10 protein-coding genes are annotated in these 10,707 nt (G+C 65.3%); 7 read left to right on the top strand and 3 right to left on the bottom strand.

Annotated features, from left to right (window positions below; all coding sequences use genetic code 11):
- Both VGD20_RS11975 and VGD20_RS11970 read left to right on the top strand, forming a co-directional pair.
- The coding region (locus tag VGD20_RS11975; RefSeq protein WP_331134664.1) for a putative glycoside hydrolase at positions 1-954 on the top strand (954 nt) is incomplete at its 5' end.
- 47 nt (positions 955-1,001) lie between these two features.
- On the top strand, positions 1,002-2,297 hold the full coding sequence (locus VGD20_RS11970) for a sugar MFS transporter (RefSeq protein ID WP_331134663.1): 1,296 nt from the start codon (positions 1,002-1,004) through the stop codon (positions 2,295-2,297).
- 79 nt (positions 2,298-2,376) lie between these two features.
- Here VGD20_RS11970 and VGD20_RS11965 read toward each other — a convergent pair whose 3' ends face one another.
- Positions 2,377-3,345 carry a GGDEF domain-containing protein gene (locus tag VGD20_RS11965; RefSeq protein WP_331134662.1) on the bottom strand — a complete coding sequence of 323 codons (969 nt, stop codon included), beginning with the start codon at positions 3,343-3,345 and terminating at the stop codon, positions 2,377-2,379.
- 382 nt (positions 3,346-3,727) lie between these two features.
- Here VGD20_RS11965 and VGD20_RS11960 point away from each other — a divergent pair, with 382 nt between their 5' ends.
- Complete coding sequence (locus VGD20_RS11960) at positions 3,728-5,086, top strand: RimK family alpha-L-glutamate ligase (protein WP_331134661.1); 1,359 nt, start codon at positions 3,728-3,730, stop codon at positions 5,084-5,086.
- The gene (locus tag VGD20_RS11955) at positions 5,083-5,874 is read left to right on the top strand and encodes a sulfite exporter TauE/SafE family protein (RefSeq protein WP_331134660.1); all 792 of its coding nucleotides are present in this window, start codon (positions 5,083-5,085) and stop codon (positions 5,872-5,874) included. Before VGD20_RS11960 ends, VGD20_RS11955 begins: the two co-directional genes overlap by 4 nt.
- A 92-nt stretch (positions 5,875-5,966) precedes the next feature.
- Here VGD20_RS11955 and VGD20_RS11950 read toward each other — a convergent pair whose 3' ends face one another.
- Entirely contained in the window at positions 5,967-8,102 is a 2,136-nt protein-coding gene (locus VGD20_RS11950; RefSeq protein ID WP_331134659.1) for a TonB-dependent siderophore receptor, read from the bottom strand.
- Positions 8,103-8,251: 149 nt separating this feature from the next.
- Here VGD20_RS11950 and VGD20_RS11945 point away from each other — a divergent pair, with 149 nt between their 5' ends.
- From VGD20_RS11945 to VGD20_RS11935, 3 genes are read left to right on the top strand one after another with little or no spacing between them, the layout of a single operon-like run.
- The gene (locus tag VGD20_RS11945; protein ID WP_331134658.1) at positions 8,252-8,557 is read left to right on the top strand and encodes an iron transporter; all 306 of its coding nucleotides are present in this window, start codon (positions 8,252-8,254) and stop codon (positions 8,555-8,557) included.
- Positions 8,554-10,080: a PepSY-associated TM helix domain-containing protein gene (locus VGD20_RS11940; RefSeq protein WP_331134657.1), complete on the top strand. Its 1,527-nt coding sequence runs from the start codon at positions 8,554-8,556 to the stop codon at positions 10,078-10,080. Before VGD20_RS11945 ends, VGD20_RS11940 begins: the two co-directional genes overlap by 4 nt.
- Positions 10,080-10,403 (top strand): DUF3325 domain-containing protein, encoded by a 324-nt coding sequence (locus VGD20_RS11935; RefSeq protein WP_331134665.1) that lies wholly within the window; start codon positions 10,080-10,082, stop codon positions 10,401-10,403. Before VGD20_RS11940 ends, VGD20_RS11935 begins: the two co-directional genes overlap by 1 nt.
- Before the next feature lie 10 nt (positions 10,404-10,413).
- Here the strand turns inward: VGD20_RS11935 and VGD20_RS11930 are convergent.
- The coding region (locus VGD20_RS11930; RefSeq protein ID WP_331134656.1) for a DUF2147 domain-containing protein at positions 10,414-10,707 on the bottom strand (294 nt) is incomplete at its 5' end.

Genomic DNA, 10,707 nt, shown 5'->3' with positions numbered 1-10,707 from the left:
GTCGTGTTCGGCGAAAATCCCTATGCCGAATTTCAGGGCGATGTCGCGACACTCGACTATCAGCCGTCGGAGGCAACCGACCTTGCGACGCTCAGGAAGTTGAAGGCGGCAGGCATCCCGGTGGTCGCGCTGTTCCTGTCGGGGCGGCCGATGTTCACCAACCCCGAAATCAACGCCGCCGACGCCTTCGTCGCGGGCTGGCTGCCGGGGTCGCAGGGTTCCGGCGTCGCCGACGTGCTCGTCGCGGGGAAGGACGGAAAGACGCCGCGCGCCTTTACCGGAACCTTGCCCTTCGCGTGGCCCGCCGACGCGCGTTCGCCTGTCGAAAAGCCGCAGTTCGCGGTCGGCTACGGATTGAAATATGGCGCGAGCACGACCGTTCCGCAGCTCTCCGAAGAATTGGGCGTCGACATTACGGCGGCGCTGAATGTCGAGAATTTCTTCTCGGGCGGCCGCGCGCGCGCGCCCTGGACATTGACAGTCACCGATGCCGGCGGCGCGCGTCCGGTCGCGTCCGCCCCGGTATCGAGCCCCGGCGGCCTGATCGCCACGCGCTCGGTCGATGTGCGGGCGCAGGAGGACGGCAAGTCGTTCGTGTGGACCGGCCCCGCCGCGCTGCATCTCAGCGGTCCCTATGCCGACCTGTCGCGCCAGCTCAATAACAGCTTTGCGCTCCGCGTCGACTGGAGGGTCGATGCGATCGGCAGCGCGCCGGTGACCCTCGCGCTCGGCGGCAAGGCGTTCGACATCTCCGCCGCGGTCAACGCGGCGCCCAAGGGGCAGGTGTCGACGATCAAGGTGCCGCTCCGCTGCTTTGCCGACGCGGGCGCCAACCTGCGGCAGGTCGACTATGCGGCGACGATCCAGAGCGACAAGGGCTTCGCCGCGACGCTGCTGAATACGAATGTCGAGGCGGTGGGAGAGAATCTGCCTTGCCCGCCCGCGGTAAAATGACAAGACCGGCATTCGGGTTAGCCTGAAACAAGGTCGGGGAGAGAGATATGGCACTAGCGCCAGATATTACGTCGAGCGGCGACGCGCACGCCGGCGCGGGGCAGGGTGCGCATGTCGACGCGCCCGAATTGCGGCTGTTCGTCATGGGGCTGTTCTTCATTTTCGGGGGGATCACCAGCCTCAACGACGTGATCATTCCGAAGCTTAAGGAACTGTTCACGCTCAATTATACGCAGGCGATGCTGGTGCAGTTCTGCTTCTTCACCGCCTATCTGGTGATCGGCATTCCGGGCGCGAAGCTGGTCAAGAAGATCGGTTATATGCGCGGTGCGGTGGCGGGGCTGCTGACGATGATGGTCGGCTGCCTGCTGTTTATCCCGGCCTCGCAGAATGCGGTCTATGGCCTGTTCCTGTTCGCACTCTTCGTGCTCGCGAGCGGCGTGGTGATCGTGCAGGTCGTCGCCAACCCGCTGATTTCGCTGCTCGGCAAACCCGAGACCGCGCACAGCCGCCTGACCTTCGCGCAGGCGTTCAACTCGCTCGGCACAACGATCTTTCCGATCGCGGGTTCGGTGCTGATCCTTGGCAGCCTCGCCACGATGAAGGCCGAAGATCTGTCGGGTGCAGAACTCGACGCCTATCGCACCGCCGAAAGCCAGGCGATCGTCCATGGCTATCTCGGCATCGCCGTCGCGCTGCTGGTGGTCGCGGGTGCCGTGTGGATGTTCCGCAACCGCTTGCAGGGCGAGAAGCACGAAGCGAGTGCGGGTCTTGCAGGTTTCGACCTGCTGAAACGTCCACGCTTCGGATTTGGCGCGCTCTGCATCTTTCTCTATGTCGGCGCGGAAGTGTCGATCGGGTCGCTGATCGTCAATTATCTGATGCAGCCGGGTGTCATGGGGCTTGCCGAACAGGCCGCAGGCAAGCTGATCGGGCTTTACTGGGGCGGCGCGATGATCGGCCGGTTTATCGGATCGGGCCTGATGCGCGTCGTCAGCCCCGGGAAGCTTCTGGCGTGCGTTGCGATCGGTGCGATTACGCTGATCCTGATCTCGACCAACACGACCGGTTTGCTCTCGGGGTACAGCCTGCTTGCGATCGGCCTGATGAACGCGATCATGTTCCCGACGATCTTCAGCCTTGCATCCGAAAAGCTCGGCAGCCGGGCGGCGGACGGGTCGGGGATCATCAACGTCGCGATCTTCGGCGGCGCGGTCGTGCCGCTCGCAACCGGGGCGCTCGCCGACCTGACCGGCAGCCTTGCAACGGCGCTGCTGCTTCCGGCGCTGTGCTACGCCGTCATTGCGGCCTTCGGCTATTACGCACGGCGACCTGCCGTCTGACGGTTAAAACCGCGGGCGATCTTGCTCTGGTGCACGATCGCCCGCGGTTCGCCCGCCCCCTCGCGGGAAGCTTGAAAATTCAGGCTGGGTCGGCGATTTCGACGCGGTTTCGTCCGCCCGCCTTCGCCTTGTACAGCGCGTCGTCGGCCGCCTTCAGCGCGGCGCGCGTGTCGCCATAACCAAAGACGTCGGCGACGCCGCCCGAGAAGGTGATCTGGCCAAAGGGCTCGTCGGTCTTGCGATTGATCAGCCGCCGGTCCGCCAGCGCCTCGCGCGCGTCGTCGAGCTTTTCGGCCGCCTGTCCGGGCGTCAGGCCGCGGAACAGCATGACGAATTCCTCGCCGCCATGACGCGCGACGTGACAATGATCGTTCGAAATCCGCGCGAGCGTATCGGCGATTGCCTTGATCACGCGGTCGCCCGCCTCGTGACCATGGACATCGTTGACCTTCTTGAATTCGTCGATGTCGCAAAAGGCGACGCTGAGCGGCTCGCATGCAGCGCGGGCTTCCTTGAAGTGCCGGTCGAGGAGGACTTCGAAGGCGCGGCGGTTCGGCAGGCCGGTCAGGAAATCGACCTCGGCATCGCGCTTGGCGCGCGCGAGGCTGCGGCGCAGCGCCTTGGCTTCGTCCTCGCTCTTGCGCATGTCGTCCTCGGCCTTGCGCGTGCGATCGAGCATGACCTTGGCGAGATCGGCGAGGCTGGAAACGATGCGGCCGGTTTTCTGAAGCTGTTCGAGGTCGATGACATGCTGTTCGAGTTCCGAACCATAGTCGCTGGTGACGCTGCGAGCTTCCCTGGTGTTCGCGTGAAAGGATTCGAGGTTGGTTTCGAGGCGGGTAATCAGCCGGTCGAGGTCGGCGCGGTCGGGCTGGCCGCTATCTTGTTCGGCAAGCTCGTCGAGCCAACGCTGGCTGACGCCTTCGGGCGATTGCGAGCGCATCGAGATCTGCCGCGCCAGATGCGGATTGGAACCCGAAAACGCACCATGCGCCAGTAACAGGTTCGTCGGCGAGACGTCGAGATCATTGTCGACCAGAAACGCCATGATCGTGCCGATAAGCTGATGCCGGGCGAGCTGTGAGAGGTCGCGCGTGCCGCTTCCGCCCGGCGGCGCCTGTCCGCTTGCCGAAGGGGAGCCGCGCGAGTGGCGAAGCCCCAGCCAATCCAGGAGCCGTCCTACCGGCTCGTTCGATGGTGTCGCTTTGATGGTCATGCGAGCTTTAACGTGCCGTGGAGGGGAGGTTTAAGGCGGATTCGGGCCGAAGAACGCGAATTTCGGGGCTTGAATGGTCCGGTTCGGAGTGATCACGCCGATCGAAACGGCAAAACAGGAACTTAACCCATGCCGCCGCTTGAACGATTGCGCGATCGGGACGTTTTCTGGCACTGGGGTAATGCGTTCGACCAGATATCGAAGGAGCCGATCGTTGCTGGGCTGGATTTTCTTTGGGCGCGATCTCGATCCGGCCCTGCCGGAGGTCCCCGAAATCCTGCGGTTTCAGGAGGCGGCGGCTGCGCGCGGGATCGAACTGCACGTCCTGAAACCGCATAATTTCGATATCGTCGCGGCGCCGGTCGACGGCTGGTCGGTCCATTATGAAGGCCATTCGCTCGCGCGGCCCGATTTCATCCTGTGCCGGACAGGCGCCGAAACAGACTATTTCACCCTCGCGGTGCTTCGCCATTTCGAACGCCGGGGCGTGCGCCTGATCAATGGTCCCGAGGCCATCGACCTCGTTGCCGACAAGCTGCACACGATGCAGCGGCTTGCGCGCGCCGGATTGCCGATCCCGGCGACGATCCTCGGCAAATTTCCGATGGACGTCGATGTCGTCGAGGAAGAACTGGGATTTCCGGTGATCGTCAAGACGCTGCGCGGGACGCGCGGTACGGGCGTCCTGAAATGCGAAGACCGCAGCCAGTTCGAGGATCTCGCCGGCCTGCTCGCCAGCGCAGATGCCAAGGCCGATTTCCTGTTCCAGCATTATGTGCGGTCGAGCCATGGCCGCGACGTGCGGGTGCTGGTGATCGGTGGGCGCGTGATTGCGGCGATGGAGCGGCGCTCGCCCGCCGGGCATTTCAAATCGAACGTCTCGCTGGGCGGCGTCGGCATCGCCTATACGCCGACCGGCGAGATGGCCGACCTTGCCGCCCGCGCCGCCGATACGCTGGGGCTCGAGATTGCGGGGGTCGACATATTGTTCGACAACGAAGGATACCGGATTTGCGAGGCCAACAGCGCGCCGGGGTTCCAGGGTCTGGAGCGTGCGTGCAGCATCGACGTTCCGAACGCCATTTTCGACTGGATCGAGGCGAGCCATGAGGCGCAGGAGCGGCCGATCAAGGCGGTGACCGGCGAAGCGCTGATCGACCTGGTTTTCGGCGGCCGGCTCAGCCTTCGCGCAGTTGGTGACCGGCTCGAGGAGCCGCGTGCCTTTGCGCGCGCGGTCGGCGTCCGGCTGGTCGGAGCGGGGCTGGGATCGGTGCTGTCGTCGCTGGTGCCCGGCCGGCGGTCGGCGCCGCACAGCCCGGTCGCGCGCCGTCTGGAGGCCTTGCGCGCCGACGCGCGCGGCGTGCCGCTGGCGGTCGATACCGATATCGACCAGGAACAGACGTTGCTGACCGTGCTCGGCGTGTCGATCTGGGCCGCGGTGCTGCCTTGGCTGGCGGGAGGGGAGCCGATCTTCGCCGGGGCGCTCTCGCTGATCGCACTCGGCTTTCCCGCGGTTTTTCTGTTCACGCGCCGCACCGGCAAGCCGGCACGTCGTCAGCAGGCTGCCCGATGACGCTGTTCGACGGGCTGACGCTCTGGACGCTCTTGCCCTTCATCCTGATCGGCTTCGCGGCGCAATTGATCGATAGTGCGCTCGGCATGGCGTTCGGGGTCATCGGCACCGCGTTGCTGCTCGTCCTGGGATTGCCGCCCGTCTCCGCCTCGGCGGCGGTGCATGTCGCCGAAAGTTTCACCGGCGGCGTGTCGGGGCTTGCCCATGCGATGCAGCGCAACGTCGACTGGCGCCTGTTTCGCCGGCTCGTCGTGCCGGGCATTGTCGGCGGGCTGATCGGGGTCTGGATCCTGACCAATATCGACAACAGTATCGCGCGGCCGGTCGTGCTCGCCTATCTGGGCGCGGTCGGCATCTATCTGCTGTGGCGCGGCGCGCGGCGCCCGCAAACCTATCGCAGCCTCAAGCTTGTCGGTCCGTTGGGCCTTGTCGGCGGGATCGCCGACGGGTCGGGCGGGGGTGGCTGGGGACCGATTGTCAGCGCCAATCTGCTCGCGCAAGGCGCCGAACCGCGGACCGTGATCGGCACGGTGAATGCGTCCGAATTCTTCGTCACCGTGACGATCGCCGCGGGGTTCATCGGCGCGCTCGGCTGGGAGAGTTTCAGCACCGCGGCGATCGGCCTGCTGATCGGCGGGGTCGCCGCCGCGCCGATCGGGGCGTGGCTGGTCCGCCGCCTGCGTGCCGACTGGCTGGTCGGCGCCGCGGGCGTGCTGCTGCTGCTCGCCAGCGCTTATGGGTTCATTGCCCTGATGTTCGACCCGGTGCCATCTTTCCGGGGCTTCTAGGCAGCCCAAACGGTTTTGCCATATGATGTTCCGCCGCGCCTTCGATGCGCCGCCGAGCCAGTATCTGAAGCACCGACCCGGCGGCTTCGTCGTCAGAAGTCGTATTTCAACGTTACGCGGCCGTTCCGCGGCTCGCCATAGACAAAGCCGGGGAACCAGACATTGCCGCTGAAAAAGCGCTTGTCGAAGAGATTGTCGACATTGAGCTGGAGCGACAGGGCCTCGGTCAGGTCATAACGCGCCATGATATTGACGAGGGCATAAGCAGGCTGGCCGATACGCTGCGCTACCTCGGTAACGGGATGCGGCGACGTTACCGGCGGGCGGCTTTCCCATTTGAGTGCGCTGCCGACGCTGAGCCCGCTCAGCGTTCCGGTAAAGTCATACCGGGTCGCGAAGTTGAACACGCGGCGCGGCTGGTGGGCGAGCACGTGCGCACCGGCGGCATCCTTGGCGCTATAGTCGCTCCAGCCAGCGCTGACGTCCCATTGCGGGGTGATCTTGCCGACGACTTCCAGCTCATAGCCCTTGGCGACGGTTCCCTTGGCGCCACGATAGGCCTGAATCGGCGTGCCGGGGATGAACCCGTCGGCCACCGCCAGATTGTCCTGCTCGATGCGATAGACCGACACCGTCGCCAGCAACTGGCCATCGAGCAGCAGCGCTTTCAGCCCGGCTTCGTAATTGGTGCCTTCGAGCGGATCGATCAGGTTGTTGTTGCGGTCGCGCAGATCGCCCTGCGGCTTGAAGATATTGGTGTAGCTCGCATAGGCGGATAGATTGTCGGTGAGGTTGTAGACCAGCCCGACATAGGGCGTGATCTGGCCCTTGTACGACAGGCTGTAGGGCGAAAGATTATACAGGCTCTCATGCTCGTTGCGCTTGTAATAGCTGAGCCGCCCGCCGCCGATAAGCTTGAGACCCCCGATCAGGCTGATCCGCGTCGAGGCGTAAACCGCGGCCTGCGTCGTGTTGCCGAAGCCGGACATGTCATAGCGGTCGCCCCATTCGGGTTCGTCGAGCCGGCCATCGAAGCTGTTGAAATCCTCGATCGGGTCGATCGCGATCGGATCGCGGTTCGTCCAGCCGTTGTCGACGCGGCTGGCCATCGCGCCGAACGCGAGGTCATGCTGCCCGCCCAGCAAGGTGAAGCTGCCATGGGCCTGGATGCTGCCGTGCCATTGTTCGGGATCGGTCTTGTACCAGTAACCCGACGTGGCCACGCCCGCGCCGGTGACGCGGTCGGGCAGGCCGTCGAGCCACAGCAGCTTCGAATTCTCAAGCCCCTTGTGATAGCCGATATCGCCGCGAATTTCCCAGTCACCGCCCAGTTTGTGCTTGAGCGTGGCAAAGGCCGAAATCTCGGTCGTGTTCCAGAAGCCCCAGTCGGCGCCCGTGGTCTTCGAGCGCGGCCAGTCGGTGCGCGTGCCGTCGTCGTACCAGTAGGGCAATTGCGCCCACATGATTCCGTCGCGCTCGTCGCGCTGGTAGCTTGCGCCAATCGACAGCGTTGTACGATCGCCCAGATCAGCATCGATCACGCCATAGAGAAGGAGGCCTTTCTTCTTTTCCAGATCGACGAAACTGTCCTGCGTATAGGCTTGGGCGACCGCGCGTGCGCGCACCGTCCCCGCGGCATTGAGCGGCGATTGAATATCAAGCGTGGCGGCGAAGCGGTCCCACGATCCGGCCTCGAGGCTGACGTTGCCGGCAAACTCGCTTGTCGTCGCATGCTTGCGGATGAGGTTGACGACCGCCGAGGGGTCGCCGGCACCCTGCATCAGGCCCGCGGCGCCGCGCACCAGGTCGACGCGCTCATATTGCGCGGTGCTCGTCTCGCCAAAACCGACATTGCCATTTTCGAATGGTGCGCCGTCGAGCTGGAAATTCTGGACCTCGAAACCGCGCGCGGTGATCGCGCTGCGCCCGCGGTCGATATCCTTTTTGGAAATACCGACCGTGAAGTCCAGAGCCTCGTTGATCGTGTTGAATCCCTGGTCCCGGATCTGCTGCTGCGTGATGACGCTGATCGTCTGCGGCGTTTCGAGCGGCGAGAGGGGGAGGCCGGTGGCCGCCGTCGGCTCGTTGGTCCGGCCGTAGCCCGTGACGACGATCGCGTCCTGGCTGTCGTCATCCGATACCGGCGGCGCTCCCTGCTGCGCATAAAGCAAGGTCGGCGCGCACAAGGCGCAACCGGTCAGCAGCAGGCGAATGGAACGGCGCATCATTTTCCCCTTTGTTTACTCGCGTCACGCGCCACTAATGAGACTAACTCGCATTTGCAAGCAGGAGCGGCGGATTCTTGTGCCCCTCGGAAAAATCGCTTCGCTGCGCGATTGGTTATTGCAAATCAGTCGCAACAGGTAATAGAGGGCCGATGAACCTCAGCCCGTCGCAGTCGATCCTGCGCGCTATCCCTGTTGCCCGGGCTATCGCCCGCCTGTTGCTGGCTTCGGCCGGTGGTTACGCCTTTGCCGTCGCCGTCGCCTATGTCGTGGCGCGCGGGTTGCCGATGGAGCGCGCCGAAGCGACCGTCGTCGCGTCGCTCGCGGCGATTCTGGCGATGCCTGCGGCGGCGATCTGGGCATATGGTGTCCCGCGGCTCTGGCATGCCGCTGCGGGTATCCTCGGGGCAACCGCTATTTGCGCGGCGATTGCCTGGTCGATCGGGCAGCCGGTATGAAACAGGGGTTTCGCCAGTCGATGGCCGGGCTGCACAGCTGGTCGGGGCTGATCCTGGGATGGCTGCTGTTCGCGATCGTGCTCAGCGGCACCGCGACGGTGTTCCGTTCGGAGATCAGCGGCTGGATGCGGCCCGAAATCGTGAAGACGGCACCGCCCGATGCGGCGATCGAAGCCGCGGTTCGCTGGCTGGGCACGCACCATCCGAAGGCCGCAGGCTGGTATCTGAGCGCGCCCGACGAGCGCATTGCAACGACGCAGGCGGTGTTCGACGATCCTGCCGCGCCGCTCGGCTACCGCGACATCGCGCTCGATCCGGTCAGCGGCAGTCCCGACGTCGCGCGCGCGACGCTGGGCGGCGAATTCCTCTATCGCTTCCACTTCGAATTGCAGCTGCCCTACCCGTGGGGCCGCTTCCTTGCGGTGGCAGCAGCGATGCTGATGCTGATCGCGATCATCAGCGGGATCATCATCCACAAGCGGATCTTCAAGGATATTTTCACCTTCCGCGCGGGCAAGGGCAAGCGTAGCTGGCTCGACGCGCATAATGTCCTGGGCGTGCTGGCACTGCCTTTCCACTTGATGATCACCGTCACCGGGATCGTCACGCTGCTGACCCTTGTCATGCCGTGGGGCACGACCGCCAATTACGGCGACGACCTCGCAACCGCGTTCGCCGAGTCCGCGCCGGGGCTGGTGAGCCGCGAAGCGGCAGGGCGACCCGCACCGCTCGCGCCGATCGGACCGATGCTCGCCGCGGCGCAGCGTGCGTTCGGCGAAGGCCGCATCGGGCGCGTCAGCATCGCCAATCCGGGTGACGCGAACGCGATCGTCACGGTCAGCAACCATGACGGCGACCAGCTGGCCTATGCGGCGCGGACAGTCAGCTTCGATGGCGTCACGGGCCGCATCCTCAAACAATATGTCGAGGCGCGACCCGCGCAGCAGACTTATAGTGTCCTGTACGGCCTTCACATGGGCCGGTTCGCGCCCGAGGTCAGCCGCTGGCTCTATTTCCTGTGCGGATTGGCGCTCGCCGCGACGATCGCGACGGGGCTCGTGCTGTGGATCCGGTCGCGCCCGCAGGCGCCCGGGGTCGGGCCGTGGCTCGCCGCGCGGCTCAATGTCGGCGCGGTGGCGGGCTTCCCGGTCGCCATCCTCGCCTTTTTCTACGCCAATCGCCTGCTTCCCATGCAGATGCCGGGCCGCGCCGAGGGCGAAGTGAGCGCTTTCTTCTGGGCGTGGGGCGCCGCGATCGCCTTTGCGATGCTGCGCTCGCCGACGCGCGCGTGGCGCGAGGCCTTTGCCGTCTTGGCGCTGGGTTCGGCGGCGCTGCCGATCCTGTCGTTCGCGCTGACGGGACGCGGGCTGTGGAACGCGCTGGCAGGCGGCGACTGGCTGTTCGCCGGGTTCGACCTGACGCTGTTCGCCTTTGCGGGGCTTGCCGCGGCCATCGCGCGACGCGCGGGTATGAAAGTGGCCGAAATGCCGCCGCGCCGACGTAGGCAGGCGGTGCCGGCGTGATGGCGGCGGTCGCCTTGCCGCTGGCCTTCGGCGGCCTGTCGCTGCTTAGCCTGTCAATGCAGCGCCATGCGCGCGAAGCCGGCGTAGCGATCGACCCGCGCTGGTTGCGCCGGCTCGGCTGGGCAGCGGTGCTGCTATCGCTCGCTGTGGCGTTTGTGGCGCCGAACTGGCGTTTTGCGCTGGTCGAATGGATCGGGCTGCTCGCGGCGGCGGCGGGACTGGTCGTGCTGACGCTGTACGGGCGCCCGCGCGCCTTGCCGATGCTGGCGGCCGGCGGCGGCTTGCTCGCCGCCGTCGCCGGCCTTGCCCGGATGATCGGCTAGGGTCAGAGCCCTAACGCGAAGCCCTCGTCCACACTTTGGTGCGGCAAAAGATGGCGACGCAGCCCTTGAGTTCGAGCTTGCCGTTGGGAAGCAGCTTGAGCTCGCCTTTCGGCGCGCCATCGCCCGTTTCGGGATCATAGACAGGTCCGCCCTTCCATTGAAGCGGGCCGCCGGTGAAACCATTCAGGACGACAAGGCCTTTGAGTTTGCGCTGTCGCAGCTTGGGATCCGAGTTGCGCACGTCGCGCTGGTCGGGATTGGCGCGCAGGCGGGTGGCGTCGACGATCTTGCCGCACAGCGCCTT

Origin of the sequence: Sphingopyxis sp. (genome assembly GCF_036402335.1) — a bacterium.
Lineage (GTDB): Bacteria > Pseudomonadota > Alphaproteobacteria > Sphingomonadales > Sphingomonadaceae > Sphingopyxis.
Note: the sequence above shows the minus strand (reverse complement) of the source record. Positions and strands in the feature narration are given on the sequence as shown.